The 25247-nt window shown below is 46.2% G+C and carries 18 protein-coding genes; 11 read left to right on the forward strand and 7 right to left on the reverse strand.

Annotation, left to right across the window (positions count from 1 at the left end; genetic code table 11):
• Nucleotides 1-46 precede the first annotated feature (46 nt).
• Entirely contained in the window at nt 47-1174 is a 1128-nt protein-coding gene (locus tag KN811_RS00955; protein WP_187964334.1) for a transporter family protein, read from the reverse strand.
• A 215-nt stretch (nt 1175-1389) separates the two neighbouring features.
• Between KN811_RS00955 and KN811_RS00960 the strand changes: the two genes are divergently transcribed.
• Nucleotides 1390-2661 carry a sensor histidine kinase gene (locus KN811_RS00960; protein WP_247716379.1) on the forward strand — a complete coding sequence of 424 codons (1272 nt, stop codon included), beginning with the start codon at nt 1390-1392 and terminating at the stop codon, nt 2659-2661.
• A gap of 18 nt (nt 2662-2679) precedes the next feature.
• Complete coding sequence (locus tag KN811_RS00965) at nt 2680-3396, forward strand: response regulator transcription factor (protein WP_187964335.1); 717 nt, start codon at nt 2680-2682, stop codon at nt 3394-3396.
• A gap of 93 nt (nt 3397-3489) precedes the next feature.
• On the opposite strand, the gene KN811_RS00970 is transcribed toward KN811_RS00965, so the two are convergent.
• Complete coding sequence (locus KN811_RS00970) at nt 3490-4767, reverse strand: D-alanyl-D-alanine carboxypeptidase/D-alanyl-D-alanine-endopeptidase (RefSeq protein WP_187964336.1); 1278 nt, start codon at nt 4765-4767, stop codon at nt 3490-3492.
• Nucleotides 4768-5050: 283 nt separating this feature from the next.
• On the opposite strand from KN811_RS00970, the gene KN811_RS00975 reads away from it, so the two are divergent.
• Nucleotides 5051-6172 (forward strand): TlpA family protein disulfide reductase, encoded by a 1122-nt coding sequence (locus tag KN811_RS00975; RefSeq protein WP_187964337.1) that lies wholly within the window; start codon nt 5051-5053, stop codon nt 6170-6172.
• Between the two features lie 149 nt (nt 6173-6321).
• On the opposite strand, the gene KN811_RS00980 is transcribed toward KN811_RS00975, so the two are convergent.
• Nucleotides 6322-7422: an OmpA family protein gene (locus KN811_RS00980; RefSeq protein ID WP_187964338.1), complete on the reverse strand. Its 1101-nt coding sequence runs from the start codon at nt 7420-7422 to the stop codon at nt 6322-6324.
• Between the two features lie 343 nt (nt 7423-7765).
• A complete protein-coding gene (locus KN811_RS00985) occupies nt 7766-8776 on the reverse strand; it encodes a bile acid:sodium symporter family protein (protein WP_187964339.1) in 1011 nt (336 codons plus the stop codon).
• A 185-nt stretch (nt 8777-8961) separates the two neighbouring features.
• Here KN811_RS00985 and KN811_RS00990 point away from each other — a divergent pair, with 185 nt between their 5' ends.
• On the forward strand, nt 8962-9900 hold the full coding sequence (locus tag KN811_RS00990) for a calcium/sodium antiporter (protein ID WP_187964340.1): 939 nt from the start codon (nt 8962-8964) through the stop codon (nt 9898-9900).
• A gap of 179 nt (nt 9901-10079) precedes the next feature.
• Here the strand turns inward: KN811_RS00990 and KN811_RS00995 are convergent, their stop codons facing one another.
• Nucleotides 10080-11111 (reverse strand): glutamine synthetase beta-grasp domain-containing protein, encoded by a 1032-nt coding sequence (locus tag KN811_RS00995; protein WP_187964341.1) that lies wholly within the window; start codon nt 11109-11111, stop codon nt 10080-10082.
• Between the two features lie 470 nt (nt 11112-11581).
• Between KN811_RS00995 and KN811_RS01000 the strand changes: the two genes are divergently transcribed.
• The 6 genes from KN811_RS01000 to KN811_RS01025 all read left to right on the forward strand — a co-directional run bounded on the left by KN811_RS01000 (nt 11582) and on the right by KN811_RS01025 (nt 19073).
• On the forward strand, nt 11582-13768 hold the full coding sequence (locus tag KN811_RS01000) for a glutamine synthetase III family protein (protein ID WP_187964342.1): 2187 nt from the start codon (nt 11582-11584) through the stop codon (nt 13766-13768).
• A 388-nt stretch (nt 13769-14156) separates the two neighbouring features.
• Nucleotides 14157-14741, forward strand: coding sequence for a DUF3332 domain-containing protein (locus KN811_RS01005; protein WP_187964343.1), 585 nt, complete (start codon nt 14157-14159; stop codon nt 14739-14741).
• Between the two features lie 235 nt (nt 14742-14976).
• Complete coding sequence (locus tag KN811_RS01010; protein ID WP_187964344.1) at nt 14977-16155, forward strand: AIR synthase related protein; 1179 nt, start codon at nt 14977-14979, stop codon at nt 16153-16155.
• 123 nt (nt 16156-16278) lie between these two features.
• Nucleotides 16279-17352 (forward strand): peptide chain release factor 1, encoded by a 1074-nt coding sequence (prfA, locus tag KN811_RS01015; protein WP_187964345.1) that lies wholly within the window; start codon nt 16279-16281, stop codon nt 17350-17352.
• Between the two features lie 81 nt (nt 17353-17433).
• Nucleotides 17434-18255, forward strand: a complete 822-nt coding sequence (gene pyrF / locus KN811_RS01020; protein ID WP_187964346.1) for an orotidine-5'-phosphate decarboxylase — start codon at nt 17434-17436, stop codon at nt 18253-18255.
• Between the two features lie 20 nt (nt 18256-18275).
• A complete protein-coding gene (locus tag KN811_RS01025; RefSeq protein ID WP_187964347.1) occupies nt 18276-19073 on the forward strand; it encodes an ABC transporter substrate-binding protein in 798 nt (265 codons plus the stop codon).
• Nucleotides 19074-19593: 520 nt separating this feature from the next.
• On the opposite strand, the gene KN811_RS01030 is transcribed toward KN811_RS01025, so the two are convergent.
• Nucleotides 19594-20295, reverse strand: a complete 702-nt coding sequence (locus tag KN811_RS01030; protein WP_187964348.1) for a DUF4197 domain-containing protein — start codon at nt 20293-20295, stop codon at nt 19594-19596.
• A 282-nt stretch (nt 20296-20577) separates the two neighbouring features.
• Nucleotides 20578-21432 (reverse strand): formyltetrahydrofolate deformylase, encoded by an 855-nt coding sequence (gene purU / locus KN811_RS01035; protein WP_187964349.1) that lies wholly within the window; start codon nt 21430-21432, stop codon nt 20578-20580.
• A gap of 279 nt (nt 21433-21711) precedes the next feature.
• Between purU and KN811_RS01040 the strand changes: the two genes are divergently transcribed.
• Nucleotides 21712-25167 (forward strand): methylmalonyl-CoA mutase family protein, encoded by a 3456-nt coding sequence (locus tag KN811_RS01040; RefSeq protein ID WP_187964350.1) that lies wholly within the window; start codon nt 21712-21714, stop codon nt 25165-25167.
• The last annotated feature ends 80 nt before the right edge of the window (nt 25168-25247 follow it).

Genomic DNA, 25247 nt, shown 5'->3' on the forward strand with positions numbered 1-25247 from the left:
AATAGTAAAATAAGCGGATATGAATGTACCTCATTTTTAGCTATTTTTAAAACAGATCAGGCACTTTTGTCTTGTTTTTTGAAGGAAACCTGTAAGTTATCCCTAAATTGATAAGATAATCGGCAAAGGCGGCATCACCGTTCCTGGGTTCGCCGGTGAGCTGTTCGGTTTCCCTGTCGGTAACGCTTTGCGGCCGGTTTCGCCTTAGGGCAACAGGGACACTGAGGTTAAGGGCAATATTGTTTTTCATGTAGCTGATACCCGGGTCAACGGACAAAACATTGCCTGGTCTTCGAAAGCCCTGACTGCCACCGATAAGGTCTTCGACAGTGACCCCTTCGAATCTCGCCCCGAGCGATACCCCGGTTTCCGGGGAGAAGTTATAATTTACCCCGGCCCTGAATGCGTACTGATCGGGTACGGACATGATGGCTTCGTTGTCCAGTATGGGGCTGAGGGTTTCCCTGAAGGTGCGTATCCCGTTGGTTTCCCTGGGGTTTATCAGGTAAAACCCACTTCCGTAAGCATAGAATTCCCCGCCGATCTTTTGATAGAACTGAAGGTCCAGGGCAATACCGAAGCCACCATCACCAGGTTGGATGGACTGGTCTACAGGGCGTACCTGGGGCTGGCCGTTTTCACCTACGTTATAAAAGATATCGGAAGCGTTGTAATTTCCCGTAGGCAATTTTAGCCCCAGCCCTATGGCCATATTTCCGTTCAGGTGCTCCTGCGGATTGAACAGCCAGTACCCCGCTCCGATACGGATGTCGGCAAGGCCTCGGGAAAAGGAGTTGTGCCGTTCTTCCCTCCCGTGTTCATACAGGGATGAGCGGGTGTTGATAACTGTCGGAATGGTAATAGACGCAAACAAACGGTCACTGATACCATAGGTTACCGTAAAGTCCCAGGCGTGGGAATGGTTGATGACCTCGGTATTATTGGCCACCCTGTCCGGTTCTTCATGGGTTCCCTGGAAGTGACGGAAGGATTTGAAATAGCGATAATTCATTCCTATCTGCCAGTCGCCCTTGCCCAGCAAGTTAGACTCCAGGTGGTTCCCACTACAGGAAGAAAAATGACGGATGGCCACACAACCCTGGGCATACAGCCCGTTTGTGCAGAAAACGAGAAGCAAGAAGAAAACACTTCCCGCGGTGAATCCGGTTTTCATAGGTGTTCAAGGTTTTTAAAGTGTTAGCTGGTGTGGCTAAACTACGGTTTTGTATATTGTAGGGCTGAAAACAAGAAGCAAAAAAGATTAATAAAAAGTTAACGGTATTAATAGAAAGACAATAACCTCGTCCGGGGGTTTAGTATTTGAGTGACAAATTATGCTTTAGCAGTTCATAGAATAATTCAGGACGAGTTCAATACATCAGCCGTAGTTTGAGTGCAAAAAAGATCTATATAGCCATGTTCGCGGTGTCGGTTGTCGGGTTGGGCCTGGTGCAATACCAGTATCTCCAGGTTGGGCTTAGCCTGGCCAGGGCACAGTTCAATGATAAGATAGGCAGGGCTGTGAAGCAGATCAAGACCGACCTGAACCATGAGAACGAACTGACATTCCTCATGGGGAAGGCCCTTACGGATGACGATACCTATTTTACACTGAGCCTGGATAGCCTCCGGGATGCTTCGAGCCATTACTACCGGGATTTTTTGCAGGACCGTTTGCTCATGCAGGGGATAAAAACAGATTTCACTTATGTGATCTATTCCAAAGATTCGGTTTTATCCCTGCGATCCCCGGACTACCGGGAAAACAGAAAAGACCGGCTCAGGTATCCCATAGAACTGACGGGCTATCTCCCTGAGCTTACCGGGAAACGGATGGTGACGGAGTTGCAGTTTCGCGATCTCAATGCTTATTTTCTATCGCAACTGAATGGCCTTACTATCCCGGGACTGATCTTCATTATTGTCATCATAATAGCGGTGATCTGGGTGCTGAGGTCCCTTTACCGGCAACACAGTATCATTACCACGACAAACGATTTTATCAACAACCTGACGCATGAACTGAAAACCCCTGTATTTTCCATAGGCCTGGCCACCAAAATGCTGATGGAAAGGGAAAAGGAAGCCGGAAGTACCCGTTTTTTGCATATTATAAAACAACAGAATGAAAGGCTCAAGCAGCATATCGACAAAGTGTTGCAACTGGCGACCCTGGAAAAGAAAAAGAAATATATCAGGATGGAAGAGACCGACTTTTATCCGCATTTGAAAAAATTTGCCGAAGACTTCCGGGAAATGACTGTGCTCGAACAGGTGGATTTCAGGTATAAGCTGCACGGCGATCATTATCCTGTTCGCGGAGAGGTGATACATATATTGAATGCTGTAGGGAACCTGCTGGACAATGCTAAAAAATATAGCGAAAATGTCCCGAAAGTAACCCTGGAAGCCCATACAGAAAGAGAAAAACTGTATATTTCGGTTACAGACAACGGCATAGGTATTCCGGAAAAGGAAAGGGAACAGGTATTTGAAAAATTTTTCCGGGGCGGGACAGGAGATATCCACCGGGTAGAAGGATACGGATTGGGACTGAACTATGTAAAACAGGTGGTCCGTAGCCACAAGGGAAAGATACTGGTGGACTCCGAACCGGGAAAAGGTACAAAAGTTACCATTGTTATTCCCCTGTTGCCATAAATTTTAACGCATGGACACATGAAAAAGCACGAAAGCACAAACAATCCTGCAAAAATACTGCTTGTGGAAGACGATACCTCCCTGGGATACCTGCTTACGGAATACCTGAAAATGAAAGATTTCCAGGTGGTGTGGGCCAAAAACGGGAAAGAGGGCCTGGAACAGGTAGAAAAATATCCCTTTGAACTGTGTATCATAGACGTAATGATGCCCGAAATGGATGGCTTTACCCTCGCCGGACATATTCAGCGGGACTATCCGGAAACCCCTTTTCTGTTCCTTACGGCCCGGTCGCTGAAGATCGATGTGCTGAAAGGTTTTGCCCTGGGAGCGGTGGATTACCTCAAAAAACCGATCGATGAAGAAGAACTGGTGGTACGGATAAAGAACCTCTTGTCCAGGATGGGGGGTGCGGAAGAAGCATCGCAGAAGCAGGATAAATATGTGTTGGGCGGCTATATCTATTTTCCGGGAAAACTCCAGCTGATTTACGGAGAAGAGGTAACACAACTGACCTCAAGGGAAAACGAACTGCTGGCCTATTTGGTGAAAAACAAAAATAAGCTGTGCAGGCACAAGGATATCCTTACCCTGATGTGGGGTAAAAACGATTATTTTAGCCGTAAGAGCCTGAACGTGTTTATCTCCAGGTTACGGAAATACCTGTCCAAAGAGGCCTCCATCCAGATCGATAATATACACAACCAGGGTTTCCTGCTCCGGGTCGGCGAATAGCCGGACGTTGACCTTTCCCGGCCAGGCTATATATTATCACCGGCTCACTAACAAATGATTCCATTTATTTCCGATATCGGAAATATATAATGGTCAATACCGGTCGCGGATATGCCGGAACAAGGTTTCCATCTGTTGGCGGACCTCTCCCGTGGGATGCATATAGTGATTGTTCATGTAGCTGAATACCAGTATTTTTCCGGACTTTGTTAAAATATATCCGCTGAGATTGTGGTTGTTGCTCAGTGTTCCCGATTTGGCATAGAGATACGGAATATCGTTTTCACTTTTATAGGAGTTCTTTAATGTTCCGGATTGCCCTCCGGCCGGGAAAAGTGTGAACAATCTTTCGCGGGGCAGTTCCCGGTATAACCTGTTCAATATATATACCATGGATTCCGGTGTAAAAAGGTTGTACCGGGAGAGGCCCGAACCGTCTACCCACCGGGGTTTTTGCGGGATGTCGGGGAGCAGGCTGTCCAAAGCCCTGTCTATGGCGTTCCGGGCATTCAGGCTGTCCGAAACGGCCTGTGCAGACATCAATAAGAGCTGTTCGGCCAGGAAATTGTCGCTTACATGCATCATTCTCCGGTACACGCTGTCCGAGGGAATGCTGTATAAGGTTTTTTTGTAGACGGGTAGTGGGGTATGGGTTAAGGAAATATCCTTTTTCAGGGTATCCGATAATAATTCCCGTACCCTTTCAGGACTGGTCACAAAGGGGATCTCCAGGGTGTCTTTCAGGTTTTCCGGGAGGTAAAAGGTGTTCTCCGTAAGTGACCGGGGGCGGTGTTGTTTATCCTTTTTCCGGATATTGTTTCGGAAAGATTCGGGGACGATCTTTGTTTTCCCCCCGTCCCTGTAAGCGGTCAGTACATTACCGTAAACGGGAAAAGCATTTCTTTCGGGAGAATAGTAATAGGCATAGTCGCCCCAGGACCAGCCGGGGCCGAACTTGTCGTCATAAAAGTTGTCAGTATACAGCGCAATGGGTTCTTCCCTGTTTGCGAGAAAATCCAGGGCGGCCTTTTCACCGAAATAGGGATGGAGAAAAACAGGGTTTCCCGTACCTTCTATATATAAGGTGTCCCCGTCAGTGTTATAATGCAGGGCGGGAATGGAATCGGGGAGCAGATGCAGGGCCGTGTAAAGCGTAAATATCTTGGTGTTGGACGCAGGTGTAAAATATTTGCCGCCCTGGTAATTATACAGGGTTTTCCCCGATTGCGGATCGTAGAGGGTAAACCCCACAAACTGCCGCTCAAAGAATGCAGTATCGAAATACTTTTTTATACGGACACTTTTGGTGGAGCCACATCCGGAGATCAGCAGCGCCGGGAGAATGAGATACCGAAGGATATTTTTGTACATGGTTGAGGTGATTATACGGGTCAATATGGAATATAAGTTGAGATATTCCCCGGTAAGTTATACAATTTTTTTGTTTTGTACGTGTTTGTACCGGGAACATATGTTATAGTGATATAGTCTTTGTCGGGGATAAATAATGATGTCTGATACGTTATAACCTAAGGTGTACAGGAAGGGAATGAAACGTTAAAGACTTGATAATTGGAAGGAAAGAACCCGGGCGAAATCCTATATTTGTGTGTTGGTACGGATTTTGTGCCGGCATATACACTGAAAAGCAGGTATGAAAAAAAAGACATTGTATTTCCTTTCGTACTTCTTTCTCTGTCTGGGAACTTATGCATACGGACAGGTGAAGGTAAGTGAATTTGTCCAGGCTTCCCGGCTTTCGGAACCCGGGGACGATAAACTGGTGTTTGTAGATTTCTGGGCGACCTGGTGCAAGCCCTGTATCCATGTGAGCAAATATGTGGAAACTCTTCAGAAACAGTTTCCGGACGATTTTTATGCCGTTTCACTCACTAAGGAATCCAGGGATGTGGTACATCGTTTTTTGCCAAAACACCCGTCCGGGCTGGCCATTGCTATCGACCAGGATGGGGAGACTTTTCTCCGGCACGGTATTACCACTTTGCCTTATGGCGTACTGTACAATACAAAAGGGGAAAAGGTATGGCAGGGCCACCCGGCCGACCTTACGGAAAAGAAACTGAGGGGCCTGATAAGACGAAACCAGGGCAAGAAGAGGAAAGGCTTTAATAATATTGTTCACCTCACAGGGGAAGGGCAGACTGAAAGGGTATCCCTGGTAGAATACCGTCCTGTAAAACCGATAGAGGTTAAGCTGACCGGGACCGGGGAAAAGCTGCTGTATGAAAAAGGGGAGTACACCCGTTTTGCGGGAAAACTGGAAGAACTGGTCACCCTTCTCGGAAATGTCTCTGCCATACAGGTGGACATTCCGGAAGAGAAGAACAGTTTTGTAGAACTGTATGCCCTGACCGATATATGGAAAAACCATCCGCAGCAGGTGTTAAAGGAGGTTTATGCCAAATCGGGGGTATCTGAACATGTCATAAACAAGGAAGGAGAAGTATACAGGCTTACGGTGAAAGACCCTTCAAAGCTCTGGGATGACAAACAACTGGACTGGGGGCGGGATTCCCCTAAATTCCTGGTAGACGATATGCAGATACAGGCCGATAACGTAAGTTTCGGGGAGTTCCTGACCCGGCTGGGCAGCCTGCTCGAAGCCCCGGTGGTGAGTACCTACCACGACGACACCCCACGCGACTGGAAACTGCAGTACCGCTTTTACGAATTGATGGAAAGCCAGCTATATGATACCTATGGGATAGAGATCGTCAGGGATACGGCGGTTTTTCCGATAACTGTGCTTCGATAGATGGAGAGAGGCGAGTGTTCGGGTGTATGGGTTTTTGTTAGCAACCTTTGTCAACCTCTCCGTACCTTTTTCTCCTGTCACTCAAACCTGAACAATAAAAAAACCGCCTTGCAAATAAGACGGTTTTTTTGGTATGTATACTATTTTTCTTAGTTACCTAATATTCTGAATTCCGTTCTACGGTTTCTCTGATGTTCTGCTTCTGAACATTCCACGCCGTTGGAACAACGGTTTACAAGGCGGGTCTCACCATATCCTTTGGCGAGAAGCCTGCTCCTGGAAATTCCTTTGGATACCAGGTAATTTACTACGGATTCTGCCCTTTGCTGGGAAAGTGCCATGTTGTAATCGTCATTACCCCTGGAGTCGGTGTGTGACATCAACTCGATGCTCACGTTCTTTTCCCGGAGAATGGGCAACAATCTTTCGTCTATGATTGTCTTGGAATCGGGAGTAAGCCTTGCACTGTTGTATTCATAGAAGATAGGCAGAATGGTAGGGTTGAGTAATTCACAGTCAATTTCTTCCCATGTGGTAATACCGCCTTTTTTCTTCAGCACGGTTTTGGTTACAGTCTCATATTCGGCAGGAACGCTTACTTCCTTTGTAGAGGCAGGAGTTTCTATGACCTGTTTGGTTATCGTAGCATATTCTGCGGGGATCTCCACTTCGTCCATCCTTGCGGGTTCTTTGATAACCTGTTTGGTATAGGTGGCATTCTCTTCACCTACCGGAACGCTGGTGGTGCCGGCGTCCGTTACCAGTGTGGTTATGGCTACGTCCTGGTTTTGGGCGGGGTATTCCACAAAACAGGCCGTAATACAATCTTCCTTGTTGGATGAGGGACAGTCTTCCAGGGTCTGGTATTCCCATCCGGAAGTTTTTGGATATACTTCAAAAGTCCTGGTATCATCTCCGAAAGAAGCAGGAACCACCTCCAGATCTGTTCTTCCTTCTTTCTCTATATAAGGAACTTCAACAGTTTCATATACTGCTGGAACGTAAACCAGCTTTTTGCTGGCCTCCTTGACCAGGACACGCTCTTCTACCGTTTTGTATGTAGCCGGAACGACTTCGAGTTTGGTGTAGGCAGGATGTACCTCTACGGTTTCTTCGACCTCTTCAAACACGTCTTTGGTAATACACTTTACATAGCATTTACCTGGGTCCGGGTTGTCTGGAAGGCCTTGTGCTGCGGCGCCGAACGTCGCTGCAAAAAAACCGGAAAGCAGGAGTAAATTTCTTCTCATGTTGAATCGTTTTTGAGATTTGTTAAGACTATTTAATATTCACCTTTATCAAAGGTACTTGTTAAAATTAACATAATTTTTTGAGTATGGCAAATCCCGAATTGTATCGATTATGTGTATATTTTTATAGATAAAATGCGCAATCAAGCCCGTTTCATCGAATTCTAAAGGGCTGAGACCAGATTTTATACGTGTTAAATACTAAAAATTAACCAGAAAATAATGAAAAAATAATGTAGAAAAAATAGGATAGAGGGGTCGGTTGCCGGTTGTCAATTGCCGGTTGGCCGTTGGATTGATCTGATTATTGATGATCTTTTTGACTTTTCAGCTAATTCGATCTTTACACATCGTGGGTTTGGTCGGGGCTATCTTTCTGCTGGTCCTGTATCAGGGTTTCCCGCGAAAACCGCGAAGCTATGATACTGACCAGGAGTATTTGCAGTCCGTGATAGAGCATCAGAGGCAGGAGTACGATCCCGGCGATGCTTAGTTTGGAGAATAACACCTTAGACATTACCGTACCATGCACAAGGGATTTCTTAGATCCGCAAAAGAAGGCAGTGATACGGTCTTCCCGGTTAAAACGGAGCCATTTCGAGAACAGGTAGATGATGCCGAATGCAACAAAGAAAAGGAACAGGGAGATAAGTATGAGCAGGGCGATGTCTCCCCATTGTATCTGCCGGAATATTCCCGAATAAAATGATCCTGCAAAACTCTTGTATACGATAAGAAGTATAATGGCCTTGTCAAAAAGACTGAGTTGCCGGCTGTACCTGTTAGCTGCCTTTCCGCCAAGGGGTTGCAGCAGGATTCCGAGCACTACGGGAATAATGACCTCAAAAGCCAGTTGCATGTAAATATGTGTAAAATCGAGATCAGCCGTGCCTTTTTCGAGAAAAGGAGTTATCCATAGCGGAGTAACCAGGATACCGATCATGCCCGAAAGGCTGGCGTTGAATATAGCAGCGGGAATATTACCTCCGGCCATGGATACCATAACCACGGAAGAGGATACGGTAGAGGGAAGGGATGCGAGAAAAAATACGGCAAGCCACAGGGTATGTTGTTCTGCACTTTGCATAAACGGATAAAATGGCAATACGAGAAGCGGAAATAATACAAAAGTGGAGAGTTGTACTACTAAATGCAGTTTCCAGTTGTTCAGCCCTTTTTTTAGTTTGTCCGGACTCAGTTTCAGCCCGTAGAAAAAAAAGATAAGGGATATGCCTATACTGCTGATGGTCTTTATGGGAAACCAGCTCTCTCCGATACCCGGTTCGGGGAAAAAGTAGGCTGTGATAACACAGAGAATAAGGGCCAGGACAAAGGGGTCTGTTCTAAAACGCATAGGTATCTTGTTGAAAAACGACACAAAGGTATAGAAAGTCTCGGAGTCTCGGAGTTTTTCAGGTATAGTCTTTATATACTCCCAACTCCCGAACTCCAAGACTCCAGGACTCCAAAACTCCAGGACTTTGCCTGTTTTAAAGCTGTCGTAAAAATCCTATCTTCGCAGGATTAAGAAAAATACGTATGAACTTATTGTTTATTATTATTGGGTTGGTACTGCTGGTGGCCGGGGGCGACTGGCTGCTTCGTTCTGCTGTGGGATTGTCATTGCGCCTGAACATTCCTCGTATGGTCATAGGAATGACCGTAGTGTCCTTTGCTACTTCTGCTCCCGAACTTATAGTTAGTGTTAAATCTGCCCTGGATGGTTTTCCCGATATTGCCCTGGGCAATGTGGTAGGGTCCAATATAGCCAACCTGGGGCTGGTACTCGGAATTACGGTTACGCTGTCTGCCATCACGGTGAAACGCGGCTTTTACAAGGTGGACTGGCCCATTATGATGCTGGCATCAGCGGTGTTGTATGCTTTTATTGTTCCCGACGGCATATTACAGCGTTGGGAAGGAGGCGTGCTTTTTGCCATGCTGGTGTTGTTTATCCTTTTTATGTTTCGCAACAAGAAAGAAGAGGAGGAACCCGATGAGTTGGCAGAAATAGCCGAAAAAATGCCTGGCTATGGACGGATCTTTATCTTCCTGCTTATAGGAGGAGTAGCGCTCTGGGGAGGTTCGGAATTGCTGATACGCGGTGCCGTTGGTATGGCAAAGCATTACGGGGTGAGCGAAAGGGTTATTGCGGTGACCGTAGTATCCGTAGGTACCAGTATTCCTGAACTGGCTGCATCGATCATGGCTGTGATCCGGAAGGAAAAAGCCATTTCCCTGGGAAACCTTATCGGTTCGAATATCTTCAATATCCTGGCAGTACTGGGAATTACAGCTATGATCACCCCGATACAGGCAAAAGATGAAAGACTGATAAACAGTGACCTTTACTGGATGCTGGGTATAGCCCTTCTGATACTGCCCCTGGTATTGATGCCCAAAAAAATGCAGTTGGGCAGGGTAGCAGGTATACTGCTTTTGGTTTCGTATACTGTTTTTGTTTACCTGACTTTGTAAGTAAAGAGAAAAAGAAGGAGGGGAGCTGCCTTAATAAACAACGGAATAATTAAGCCAATTGTCGATCATTCGGATAATGGATTGTCCGTCATCAAGTAAAAAAACGCCGGTAGTAAAGTAAAAGTACCGGCGTTTTTAATTATACACAAAAAACAGAATGGTTCGCCATTGCGCTGTATTTAAACGGCAACAGCGGCATTAATTTCAACTGATTTTACCGTTTTAACGATCCTGGCCGCTATTTTATACGGGTCACCGTTAGATGAGGGCCTGCGGTCTTCCAGCCATCCTTTCCAGCCGCGTTCTACGGTTGCGATAGGAATGCGTATAGAAGCACCGCGATCGGATACACCATAGCTGAAATCGGTGATAGAAGCCGTTTCGTGTTTTCCGGTAAGCCGCTGATCGTTGTAGGCACCGTAAACATCAATATGCTCTTTTACTACGGGGCGGAAAGCTTCGCAGATACTTTCGTAAACAGCTTTGTCGCCACAGGTTCTCAAAATGTCGTTAGAGAAGTTGGCGTGCATACCACTTCCGTTCCAGTCGAGATCTCCGAGGGGTTTGGGATGCCAGTTTACCGAAATACCGTATTTTTCACAAATTCTTTCGAGGAAATATCGGGCTACCCAGATCTGGTCACCGGCTTCGGCGGCACCCTTGGCAAATATCTGGAACTCCCACTGTCCGGCAGCAACTTCGCCATTGATGCCTTCTACATTCAACCCCGCTTCCAGGCATACGTCCAGATGTTCTTCGACGATCTCCCTTCCGAATGCATTGTTGGCCCCTACTGAACAGTAATACTGCCCCTGGGGTGCGGGATAACCGTTAGCAGGAAAACCAAGGGGTTTATTCGTTTCCGGGTTCCACAGAAAGTACTCCTGCTCAAAACCAAACCAGAAATCATTGTCGTCGTCATCAATGGTAGCCCTTCCGTTAGATACATGAGGAGTGCTGTCTGCATTCAATACCTCACACATCACCAGATAGGCATTTTTTCGTTGCGGATCAGGGCAGATAAATACGGGCTTAAGCAGGCAGTCCGAAGAATTTCCTTCAGCCTGTTGTGTTGAAGAACCGTCAAAAGACCATATTTCACAATCTTCCAGTTTCCCGGAAAAGTTACTTACGATTTTCGTTTTGCTCCTCAAGCTCTGCGTCGGTACATAACCATCTAACCAAATGTACTCCAGTTTAGCTCTACTCATATTTTTCATAATTTAAATTGAACACTACTATATATGTCGGTATAATTGGTGTAAAATTAATATTTTTTTTAACACCATATAAATTCAAGGGTGTGTAATTGTATTTTAACTATTATTTTTGTGTATACCCTATTTTGAGAAGGGGGTTGTTGAAAATTAATTATTTTAAACCTCTGTTTTTTATTTATGCCTAAAAAATCCTTTCCTGTATAATTCCAGTTAAACCGGTAATAGAGCGAGGGGTGAAATTTAACGGATTGATATTTTTTTGTTCAAACCCTGTTTTTAAGTGGGGGTGTTGAAAAAAAGGTTGTTTTTTTGTTAAGGTATTTTTATATATTTGGTCCTTCAGCTTTGCTCAGGGACCGGGTAAAACTTTGCCCTTCGGCTTCGCTCAGGGACTGAGTAAGACTTTGAACTTTGAACTTGAAACCACATAAACCACAAGCAATAAAAACCACAAACACAATATGGCAACAATCAGATTTAAAGCTATACAGGAGACATTCAGCAGGACTACAATTCCTGTGGAAGAAACTGTAAAGCGTTCGGAACTGTTCGGGCGGAATGTGTTCAACGAAGCTGCCATGAGGCAGTTTATGACCAAGGAGGCTTATACCAGTGTGATGAACGCTATTGAATTTGGAGAAAAGATAAACCGCAAGATGGCCAATCAGGTGGCTGCAGGTATGAAGGACTGGGCCATTTCCAAGGGGGCGACGCACTATACCCACTGGTTCCAGCCGCTTACCGGGTCTACGGCCGAAAAGCACGATGCTTTCTTCGAGCCTATCGGAGGCGGAATGGCCATGGAAAAATTTGACGGAAGCCAGCTGGTACAGCAGGAACCCGATGCTTCCAGCTTTCCCAACGGGGGGATAAGAAATACGTTCGAAGCCAGGGGATATACCGCATGGGACCCTACTTCACCGGCATTTATCTACGGAGGTACACTTTGTATTCCCACGGTATTTGTCTCTTATACGGGAGAAGCACTGGACAACAAGGCTCCGCTACTGAGGGCCCTGCAATGTATAGATAATGCTGCGACCGAAGTAGCCAGGTATTTTGACAAGAGTGTAACTAAGGTTACCGCAACCCTGGGATGGGAGCAGGAATATTTTCTCATAGACAAGGCACTGGCCTATACCCGTCCGGACCTTATCCTCGCAGGAAGGATGCTTCTGGGCCACTCCGCAGCCAAAGGACAACAGCTCGACGATCATTATTTCGGATCTATTTCTGACAGGGTGGTGAATTATATGCGCGACCTGGAAATAGAGTGTATGAAATTGGGCATCCCGGTAAAAACACGGCACAATGAAGTGGCGCCTAACCAGTTCGAACTGGCTCCCATTTTTGAGGAGGCCAGTTTAGCCGTAGACCACAACTCCCTGCTTATGGATGTTATGGACAAGACTGCCGAGAGACACAATTTCAAAGTGTTGTTCCACGAAAAACCCTTTGCGGGAATTAACGGCTCCGGGAAGCACAACAACTGGTCTCTGGCTACCAATACCGGGGTAAACCTGTTGAGCCCGGGTAAAACTCCAATGAAAAACTTGCAGTTCCTCACGTTCTTTATCAACACCATAAAAGCAGTGAACGATTATGAGGAGCTTATCCGTGCATCCGTAGCTTCGGCTACCAACGATCACAGACTTGGGGCCAACGAAGCACCACCTGCTATTATTTCCGTGTTTATCGGAGAACAGTTGACCAGGGTGCTCGACGAACTCGAAGACGTATCTACAGGAAAACTGTCGCCCCAGGAAAAAACAGACCTCAAACTCAATGTAGTTGGTAAGATACCGGAAATATTACTGGACAATACCGACCGTAACAGAACATCGCCTTTCGCATTTACAGGAAACAAGTTCGAACTCCGGGCCGTAGGTTCCAAGGCTAACTGTGGTAAGCCGATGACCCTGATCAACACCATAGTGGCCAGGCAGCTTACCGAGTTCAAAAAAGAAGTAGATGCCCTGATAGCTAAAAAGAAGCTGAAAAAAGACGAGGCCATATTCAACGTACTGAGAGAATATATCAAGGCTTCCAAGAGAATACGCTTCGAAGGCGATGGTTACAGCGCTGCCTGGGAAAAAGAAGCAGCCCGCCGCGGGCTCAGCAATAACAAGACCACTCCCGTAGCCCTTAAAGCCATGGTGTCTAAAAAAGCCATCTCCCTCTTTGAGGAAATGAATGTGATGAGCAAGGTAGAAGTAAAAGCCAGGCACGAAATAGAACTGGAAGAATACACCATGAAGGTACAGATCGAAGGCCGGGTATTGGGCGATATAGCACGTAACCACGTTATCCCTACCGCTATCCGCTACCAGAATATCCTTATAGACAATGTTAAGGGCCTCAAGGATGTATTCGGAACGAACTTTAAGAAAGTGGCTTCAGAACAGCTCGACCTTATCGAAGAGATCTCCGAGCACATCGCCGAGATCAATTCTAAAGTTACGGCCATGATCGAAGAGCGGAAGAAAGCCAACGTGATCACCAATGCCGAACTCAAGGCAGAAGCCTATTGCGAAAAAGTGAAACCGTATTTTGATGAAATACGTTACCACTGTGACAAACTGGAGCTGTTGGTAGACGATGAACTCTGGACCCTTACCAAATACAGGGAATTATTGTTCACCAGATAACAGATACTAAACTTTGCCTGACGGGAAGATTTTGTACATGCAAGGTCTTCCCGTTTTTTTATGGTCGAAGTTCTTTATGGTAAATATGTCAAGTGGATCACACGTCAACCTGAACTGTCATCCTGAGCCCTTCGGCACTTCGACTTTGCGCAGTGCAGGCAAGCTCAGGATAAACTAAAGTTGAAGGGTTGTTTCAGGTTTTCATCCCTACTGTCAATCAGGAGTATGGGATTCCGGAACAAGTTCGGAATGACGGTTTACAAGACTTTTTGGACACCCTCTTATTACTTGAGCCAAAAGTAGAAATAACGCTAAAAAGTAACTCCTTTCTTAAATCTATGTGAAATTTTTCATATTTTTAATGAATTAATCATTAAAAATGTCTATTATGAAAAAACTATTATTGTGCTCCGTACTTTCTTTATCACTCCTATGTTCAAGTTGCTTAGGTTCTTTCAGTGCATTTAACAACTTAAAAGACTGGAACCATACCATTAGTGACAGTAAGTTTGTAAACAACTTAGTGTTTTGGGGACTTAATATTATCCCTGTTTACGGATTGTTCTTCCTGGGGGATGCTCTTATTTTCAACGTTATCGAGTTCTGGTCTGGTTCTAATCCTATAGCCATGAATGAAGGTGAAGTAGAAACCCAGACTGTGGAAAAAGACGGCAATACCATTGAAATGACAGCTACTAAAAACAGAATGTTCGTTAATGTGGTAGAAGGGCCTAAAAAAGGGGAAAAGCTGGAATTATTCTATAAGCCGAGCGAGAAATCGTGGAATGCGATTAGGCCAAGCGGGGAGATCATAAAATTATCTTCTTTCGAAGAAGGCTTCTATTATGTCTATATGCCTAATGGTAAAAAAATTAAGATAGATGCCAATGCTACCCGCAATGAAGGTTTGGCAGTTATAAACAAAGCAGTTTCTGCATATAACGGAGAAGGCATGCTGGCAGAGATTGAATAATAATCATTATAGATAAAAAAATAGAATCCCAAACTCCAACTCCATGGAATTTGGGATTTGTTTTTTTAAGGTTTTCCTTCCCATGCCTCGCAGGCTTGCCCCGAAGTTGTTGACTTCGTAATCATTCATGGCCGATAGTGTTCAAAAGATAAAAATATCTCCCCTATAATCCACCCGAGGGAGGAGATTGTCAATCCAAAATAACATTGTATTTTTGCGGCAAACGACATAAACTATGAGTTCTTCGGTAAGTAAGAGATATGCCCAGAGAGGTGTTTCGGCCTCCAAAGAAGATGTGCACAACGCCATTAAAAACATAGATAAGGGGCTTTTTTCCAGGGCCTTTTGTAAAATAGTGCCCGATCACCTCACCAATGACGAATCGTATTGCCTGATCATGCATGCCGACGGTGCGGGGACCAAATCGTCCCTGGCCTATATGTACTGGAAAGAAACGGGCGACCTTTCGGTGTGGAAAGGGATAGCCCAGGACGCTCTTATTATGAATATAGACGACCTACTGTGTGTGGGGGCTACCGATAATATTCTGCTGTCATCCACCATCGGGAGGAACAAGAACCTGGTACCCGGCGAAGTCATTTCTGCCATTATCAACGGCACCGAAGAACTTATTGCCGAGCTCCGGGAATTCGGAGTGGAGATACATGCTACCGGAGGAGAGACCGCCGATGTCGGGGACCTGGTACGTACCATCATTGTAGACTCCACAGTCACGGCCAGAATGAAACGCGAAGACGTTATAGACAATGCCAATATAAAACCCGGGGATGTTATTGTTGGGTTGGCTTCCTTCGGACAGGCCGCCTATGAAAAAGAATACAACGGTGGTATGGGCAGCAACGGGCTCACCTCGGCCCGGCACGATGTATTTGCCAAATACCTCGCAGAAAAATATCCCGAAAGTTACGATCCCTCCGTACCCGGAGAGCTGGTGTATTCCGGTGGGGTGAAACTCACCGATCCCGTGGAAGGGACTCCGCTCGATGCCGGAAAACTGGTATTGTCGCCCACCCGGACCTATGCGCCCGTCATAAAAAAGATACTGGAAAAATACAACGCCAGGGAAATACACGGTATGGTTCATTGCAGCGGCGGGGCGCAGACCAAGATACTCCATTTTATAGAAGATCTCCACGTTATTAAAGACAATCTCTTTGAAGTCCCTCCACTGTTTAAGCTGATACAGCAACAATCCGGAACGGACTGGAAAGAAATGTACCAGGTATTTAACTGCGGACACCGTATGGAAATATATACGGACGAAAAAACCGCAGAAGATATCATGGCCATCTCAAAGTCCTTTAATATTGAGGCCCGGATCGTGGGAAGGGTTGAGGCATCCACCCGTAAAAAGCTCACCATAAAAAGCGGGTTCGGGACGTTTGAATATTAATCCGGTAAAAATGTCGTAATTTTGCAAACCGAGTGAACGGTGTAAGGTGATTTTAGATAATGATATATCTGTAAATCTCAGGTCTAAAATCTAAAATCTCAGATCTAAAATCTAAAATCTCAAATGTTAGACAGGTTAAACATAGTAAAACAACGGTTTGATGAGGTGTCTGACCTTATCATTCAACCCGATATTATTGCAGATCAGAAGCGGTATGTGCAGCTCAACAAGGAATACAAGGACCTCAGGGCTATTGTAGAAAAGCGCGAAGAATACAAAACCGTTCTGGATAATATTGCCGAAGCAGAGGAGATCATTGCCGACGATGGCGATGCAGAAATGGTGGAAATGGCCAGGATGCAACTCGAAGAAGCCAAAGAAAAACTTCCCGCACTCGAAGAAGAAATAAAATACCTCCTGATCCCCAAAGACCCTGAAGACACCAAGAATGCCATGGTAGAGATCCGGGCGGGCACCGGGGGCGATGAAGCATCCATCTTTGCGGGCGATCTGCAACGAATGTACACCAAGTATTGCGAAAGCAAAGGCTGGAAAGTGAACGTGGTGGACTTTAACGAAGGGACTTCCGGCGGATTTAAAGAGATCATTTTTGAAGTCAATGGTGAGGACGTATACGGTACCCTGAAATTCGAAGCCGGTGTGCACCGTGTACAAAGGGTGCCCCAGACCGAAACCCAGGGCAGGGTACATACTTCGGCAGCGACCGTGATGGTACTCCCCGAAGCAGAAGAGTTTGATGTGGAACTGGATATGAGTGACGTAAAGATCATCCGTACCACATCTACCGGACCCGGCGGACAGTCGGTAAACACCACTTATTCTGCCATCCAGCTACAACACATCCCCACCGGGATTGAAGTGCGCTGCCAGGACGAGAAATCACAGCATAAAAACCTGGAAAAGGCAACGAAAGTACTGCGTTCGCGGCTCTACGAAAGGGAGCTGGCCAAAAAACAGGAAGAAGATGCTGCCCGGAGAAAAAGTATGGTGTCCAGCGGTGACCGGAGTGCCAAGATACGCACTTACAACTATCCCCAGGGGCGGGTCACCGACCACAGGATAGGACTGACACTCTACGACCTGCAAAATATCATCAACGGCGATATCGACAAGATCATCGAAGAACTGAAACTTGCAGAGAACACCGAAAAACTGAAAGCAAGCGAAGTGTTTTGAGAAAAACCTTTTGTAAATAAACCGAACAGGAATGCCGCACCGAACTTATGTCGAGATGCGGCATTTTAATAAACAACTATAATGACAACACAAGAACTGCTGGACCAGATACGCCATAAAAGATCATTTCTATGCGTTGGCCTGGATGTGGATTTGCGAAAAATACCCGGGCATCTTCTGGAAGAAGAAGATCCCATATTTGCCTTCAACAAGGCCATTATCGATGCCACCCACCACGTGGCGGTGGCTTATAAACCCAATATCGCTTTTTATGAGGCATATGGCATTAAAGGCTGGGAGGCACTGCGGAAAACAATAGACTATCTCAATAAAAATCACCCGGACATATTTACTATTGCCGATGCCAAACGGGGAGATATAGGCAATACCTCTGCCATGTATGCCAGGGCCTTTTTTGAAGATCTGGGCTTCGATTCGGTCACCGTAGCCCCGTACATGGGAAAGGATTCTGTGGAACCATTCCTCGAATTCGAAGACAAACATACAATTTTGCTGGCTCTTACCTCTAATCAGGGAGCTTTTGATTTTCAGACCAAAGATTCGGAAGGCAGGGAATTGTATAAACGCGTGCTGGAAACTTCCCGCGAATGGAAAAACAGCAAAAACCTGATGTACGTAGCAGGAGCCACTAAAGCGGAATACCTCACGGATATCCGAAAGATCATACCGGACAGTTTTTTGCTGGTGCCCGGAGTAGGCGCACAGGGTGGTAGCCTGGAGGATGTATGTAAATACGGGATGACCAAAGATATCGGCCTGCTCGTAAACTCTGCAAGAGGTATTATATATGCATCGAACGGAAAGGATTTTGCCAGTGCCGCCCGGGAAGAAGCCGAAAAATTACAGGCCGGGATGAATGCCATTATGAGGCAGAACATATAATCTTTTAAATTGTATTTCCATTGACCTTCAGAGATCAGATACAGCGAGAAGTCTTTTTAAGGGAACCACCGCAGCGCATTGTGTCCCTGGTGCCTTCTCAAACCGAATTATTGTATGATTTGGGATTAGAAGACCGGGTGGTGGGAATTACCAAATTTTGTGTGCATCCCTTTCACTTCAGGTCCCTGAAAACCGTGGTCGGGGGGACCAAACAGGTGAAAGCAGACAAGATCAGGGAGTTGCAGCCGGATATTATTCTCTGTAACAAGGAAGAGAATACCCGGGAAATAGTCTCAGCACTGGAAGAAATAGCCCCGGTACATGTTTCCGATATCTATACCATAGACGATGCGCTGGAGCTGATCGGTCAGTATGGCGAAATGTTCTCCTGCCGTACCGATGCCTCGCGGATCGCACAGAAGATCCGGTTCAGGTTACAGGATTTTCAGCAGTATATAAAAGATAAGCCCGTGTTGAAAACCGCCTATTTCATCTGGCGGAATCCCTGGATGGTGGCCGGAAAAAATACTTTTATCGACTATCTGTTAACATTGAACCGTTTTCAGAATATCTATGCCGATAAGGACCGCTACCCGGTGGTGGAACTCAGAAAAATGCGCCTCGAAGGCGATCCCGACCTGGTGTTCCTGTCGTCCGAACCTTACCCGTTCAAGGATGAGCACGCCTTTGAAGTTGGGCGCTTTACCCATCATGCCAAAACAGTCTTTGTGGATGGTGAGATGTTCAGCTGGTATGGCTCCCGCCTGGTAAAAGCCTTTGATTATTTTAAACGCCTCAGGGACCGGTTGGAAGATTGACGCCGGTTGCAGGTTACCAGTTTTTACTATAACTGCTTTACAAACCGGAAACCGGTAACTGTTAAGCCCCATGTCTTATGTCCTGCAGTCTTACATCTCCCCTGATAACTTTTTGTCATGTACTTTACTAAAATATGGCAATAAAAAAAAGAGGCTGAGAGGCCTCTTTTTCTAAACTAACTAACTCAAATAATCATTAAATAAAAGTTCACACGAACACTACAAAATTCAGAGTTTAAATTTTAATCCGCGTTAATTTTATATTAGCAATTTATTAAATAATGAGTAAATAAAATAATTAATTAATATTTAATTAACATTTAATGTAGTGTTAAATTAAATATTGTTATGTTTTGATGTGTTTTTGTAAAGAAAAACGATTTTTCCTGATCCGAATTTATGAAATGTGCATTTTGAAGGGTGTTTTGATGAAGATAAATAAAAAAACAAGGGGGTGAACTTTATATTGATCAAAAATACCGCATTTCACCCCGAAAAATAGGGGGGATTGTATTTTTTATCAGTCCTGAAGGGCAAATACACTCCGAAGCAGGTTGGTAGTCCTTGCCGCAGCCTTATTTCGTATTTCTTTTTCTTCCACGGCGATCATGGTAAAAACTCCTTTCAGGGCCTGGTTGGTAACATAGTCCGTAAGATTCGGGTTGACGTTATTGGTAATGGGCAGGGAATTGTATTTATTGATGATCTTGGTCCAGATCTCCGTAGCGCCTACCCTGGAAAGGGAATTGTTGATCACCGGCGAGAACTTGCCGTATAGTTGTTTTTCCGTAGAGCTTTGCAGGTAGGCTGTTGCAGCATTATCTCCGCCTAACAGGATATTCTTTGCATCGGTAAAAGTGATGTTTTTTACCGCATCAACAAAGATCGGGGTAGCTTCCTTAACAGCGTCTTCCGCAGCCCGGTTGAGTACTTTAAGGCCTTCATCTGCCAGGTTTCCGAGCCCGATGCCGCGTAGGGTTTTATCTACCTTTTGCAATTCGGCGGGTAGCAGGACCTTTACCATCTCATTCTTGAAAAAACCGTCTTTTTGTGTGAGCTTGCTCACCTGTTTATCGATACCGAAATCCAGGGCCTGCCGAAGCCCGGAAGCGATCTGCTCGTTCCCCGGCGTTGTAGTGTTCGGCAATTGGTTGACGACCTGTTGCAACTCTGCACAGGAGAAAAGTAAGAACACCCCTATCAGGGATAATGCTTTTTTCATATTCTTTTGTTTTTAATTGTGATTAACAAAACAAAAGTACATTAAATTAATGTGAGTTTCTATAAGCCAGAGCATCACTTCGAGGGGCTCGATACCCTTCGGCTGCATTCAGGGCAGCACTCGACCTGACGGTATAATTTTATGTTATGAGATCACCGTCGTCACTTCGAGTAGCCTTTCCAAATCGCCAAAAGCGATTTGGAAAGGCATATCGAGAAGCCCCGATAAACTTTTCTTGGGTCATGGCACCAGCCTGTATCGGCCTGGCAAGAAGGAAACGGGCTAAGAAAAAACAATGGTCTTGTTGTTATGCGCCATGACCTTTCGCGAGATATGCAGTTTTACAGCCCTGGCCAGGACAATTTTTTCGAGGTCGCGCCCTTTCATTACCAGGTCCTGGATAGAATGAGCATGCGTTACCCGGGTGATATCCTGCTCGATGATAGGGCCCGCATCCAGTTCTTCGGTGACATAATGGCTGGTAGCCCCGATGATCTTTACCCCGCGTTTAAAGGCGGAGTGATATGGCTTTGCCCCGGGAAAAGCAGGCAGGAAGGAGTGATGTATATTGATGATCTTATGGGGATATTGGTTTATCAGTTTTTCCGATACGATCTGCATATAGCGGGCCAGGACAATGAAATCCACCCCGGCTTCCCGTAGCAGCTTTAATTGTTCTGCTTCCGCTTCCTCCTTGTTGTCCCGTTTTACCGGAATATGATGAAAGGGAATACCGAAATTTTCTGCCACAGGTCTCAGGTCATTGTGGTTGCTGATGATAAATGGAATATCTACCCGGAGCTCCCCCGAGTTATACCTGCCGAGAAGGTCATAAAGACAGTGGTCGTATTTAGACACGAAAACAGCCATCCCCGGTTTGTGGTCATCGGTATGGACCTCCCATGACATACTGTATTTTTCAGCTATGGTATGGCTAAATTCGTTTTTGAAATCATCCAGTGTGCCCGGAGACTCCCCGAACTGGCTTTCCAGACGCATAAAAAATACTTCGTGCTCCATATCAACATGCTGGTCTATATAAACGATATTGCCGTTCTTCCCGTAAATAAAACGAGTCACCGAAGCAATGATACCTTGTGTATCTTTGCAGGAAATGAGTAATGTTATTTTGTGCATATCTTTTCCGAAACTATAAGTCAGATCATTAAAAAACCTTTTCTGCAACCGGCAACCGGCAAACACCCCTCTAAAATAAGCCAAAAAAGCAAAGAATTTTTAACATCCCTTTAGAATTACAAATTTTCTGAAAAACGGGATATTTTTTAATAAATCAGTAAATTGCAACACCAAATAAGCACTTTTGTTGCAAATGAAACAAAACCGGCCGGACTCCATCAAATAATATGAAAGTAAGATGGGTTTTGCCGTAACTAACAGGCTCAAAATACAAGCAAAGTGAAAACAGAAGTATACAAACCCAGGAATAAAGTAAGAATAGTTACTGCCGCTTCCCTGTTTGACGGGCATGATGCAGCCATAAATATCATGCGCCGTATCATTCAGTCCACCGGGGTAGAGGTCATTCACCTGGGGCACGACCGCAGCGTGGAGGAGGTAGTGAACACAGCCATACAGGAAGATGCCAATGCCATTGCCATGACCTCCTACCAGGGCGGGCATAACGAGTACTTTAAATATATGCACGACCTGTTAAAGGAAAAAGGTGCAGACCATATCCGGATTTTCGGTGGTGGTGGAGGAGTGATCCTCCCCGAAGAAATAGCGGAACTTCACCAATACGGCATTACCCGTATCTATTCACCGGACGACGGGCGTGAAATGGGCCTGCAGGGCATGATCAACGACCTGGTAGAGCAGGCCGACTTCCGTTCTCCCGCATTTCTCAACGGTCAGGAAGTTACAAAAAGCCTGAAGGAGAAGGATGTAAACACCCTTGCACGGCTTATCACACTCGCCGAGAACGATCATGAAGAGTTCGAAAAAAGGTTTAAGGCAAAGCCCGGGAAGAAAACGGTCCCGGTCCTCGGGATCACAGGTACGGGCGGTGCGGGAAAATCCAGCCTGGTGGACGAACTGGTACGCCGTTTCCTTACCGATTTTCCCGAAAAGACCATGGGTATCCTTTCCGTAGACCCTTCCAAGCGAAAAACAGGAGGAGCTTTGCTGGGCGATCGTATACGGATGAATGCCATTAACAATCCCAGGGTGTATATGCGATCGCTCGCTACGAGGCAGTCCAACCTGGCCCTGTCCAGGCATATTGCCGAGGCTGTGGAGGTACTCCGGGCGGCGGAATACGACCTCATTATCCTGGAAACTTCAGGAATAGGCCAGTCCGATACCGAGATCCTCGACCATTCCGATGTATCGCTCTACGTAATGACCCCCGAATTCGGGGCAGCCACCCAGCTCGAGAAGATCGACATGCTCGATTTTGCCGATCTCGTGGCCATCAACAAGTTCGATAAAAGAGGGGCCCTCGATGCCCTGAGGGATGTAAAAAAGCAATATCAGCGAAACCATCAGCTGTGGGATGCCGACCCGGATTCGCTCCCCGTTTTCGGTACGATCGCCTCACAGTTCAACGATCCGGGCATGAACACGCTCTACAAGAACGTGATGGATAAGATCGTGGAAAAAACAGGGGCCGACCTGAAATCCTCATTGGAAAGGCATCATGAGATGAGTGAAAAGGTATTTGTTATTCCTCCCAGGCGTGTCCGCTATTTATCTGAGATCGCCGACAACAACAGGAATTACGATGAAACGGTAGAAAAGCAGGTGTCGGCAGCCCAGAAACTATATGGTATTTGTATGGCCATATGCAGCGTGTCGGAACAGGGAGATCCGAACGCCATTATCACCAGGTCCGGCCTGGATAGCGATAGGCTGATGGCGGAGGCGAAAGACGACGAACAGCGGTCTTTCCTGAAACTGCTGCTTGCCGAGTTCGACCGTGTAAAAATGGAACTCGACCCGCATCACTGGGAAGCGATCCTGAACTGGGACGAAAAAATAAACAGGTACAAAGCACCGGAATACATCTTTAAGGTAAGGGACAGGGAACTGAAGATAAAGACCCATACCGAGTCCCTTTCGCATTTGCAGATCCCCAAGATTGCCCTGCCCAAGTATAAAGCCTGGGGCGATATATTGCGATGGTCCCTGCAGGAAAATATACCGGGAGAGTTTCCGTATACTTCCGGATTGTATCCCTTTAAGAGGGAAGGGGAAGACCCCACGCGGATGTTTGCCGGGGAAGGTGGCCCTGAAAGGACCAACAGGCGTTTTCACTATGTGAGCCTGGGGATGGAGGCCAAGCGGCTTTCCACAGCTTTTGACTCGGTGACACTCTATGGGAATGACCCCGGGCACCGCCCGGATATTTACGGAAAAATAGGGAATGCGGGAGTTTCCATCTGTTGCCTGGACGATGCCAAGAAACTCTATTCAGGCTTTAATCTCGCCGATCCGAAAACCTCGGTGAGCATGACCATCAACGGTCCGGCCCCCATGCTGCTCGGCTTCTTTATGAATGCGGCCATAGACCAGCAATGTGAGCTTTATATCCGGGAACACGGGCTCGAGGCCGAAGTAGAAAAAAAGCTGAAAGCAAAATACGATGCCAAAGACTTGCCCAGGCCGCGCTATAACAATGCAGCCAACGGAAAAGACGGGCTTCCCGAAGGTAACGATGGCCTGGGGCTGTTGCTGCTGGGACTAACGGGTGACGAGGTGTTGCCCCCGGAAGTGTATAATGAGATCAAACAAAGAACACTGTCGCAGGTTCGCGGAACCGTGCAGGCCGACATTCTCAAGGAAGACCAGGCTCAGAATACCTGTATCTTTTCCACGGAATTCGCCCTTCGCCTTATGGGAGACGTACAGGAATATTTCATAGATAACAATGTGCGCAATTTCTACTCCGTATCCATTTCGGGCTACCATATCGCCGAAGCCGGGGCCAATCCCATTACACAACTGGCATTTACCCTGGCCAACGGATTTACTTATGTGGAATATTACCTGAGCAGGGGTATGGATATCAATAAGTTCGGGCCCAACCTGTCCTTTTTCTTTTCCAATGGTATTGATCCCGAATATGCTGTGATTGGCCGTGTGGCCCGGAAGATATGGTCCAAGGCCATGAAATATAAATACGAAGCCAATAAACGCGCCCAGATGCTCAAATACCACATCCAGACATCCGGGCGCTCCCTGCACGCCCAGGAGATCGATTTTAACGATATCCGGACCACGTTGCAGGCCCTGTATGCCATTTATGATAACTGTAATTCCTTGCATACCAATGCGTATGACGAGGCCATCACGACACCAACCGAGGAAAGCGTTCGCCGGGCTATGGCCATACAACTCATTATCAATAAGGAACTGGGACTGGCAAAGAACGAGAACCCCATACAAGGCTCATTCATTATCGAAGAACTGACTGACCTTGTGGAAGAGGCTGTGTTGATGGAATTCGACCGTATTACCGAACGCGGTGGTGTTCTCGGGGCCATGGAAACGATGTACCAGCGAAGCAAGATACAGGAAGAGAGCCTCTATTACGAACACCTGAAGCATACGGGAGAATTTCCAATTATCGGGGTGAATACCTTCCTGAGCTCCAAAGGTTCGCCGACGGTGATCCCCGGTGAAGTGATCAGGGCTACCGAAGAAGAAAAGCAATACCAGATACAAACCGTAGAGAACCTGAAAAATGCCCATAAGGAAAAGGCAGAACAGGAGCTGGAAAAAGTACAGGAGACCGCTATTGAGAACAGGAATATTTTTGAACAACTCATGGAAGCCAGCAAGGTGTGTTCCCTGGGCCAGATCACCGAAGCACTGTTCGAGGTCGGCGGGCAGTACAGGAGGAATATGTAACAGGGAATAGTTTGGGAGTTAGTTAGTAATTAACGAGTAAAACTAATCAACTCCAGAACTCCACCCTTCGGCTTGGGCTC

The sequence above is a fragment of the Sinomicrobium weinanense genome (genome assembly GCF_018863395.1).
Classification (GTDB): Bacteria; Bacteroidota; Bacteroidia; order Flavobacteriales; family Flavobacteriaceae; genus Sinomicrobium; species Sinomicrobium weinanense.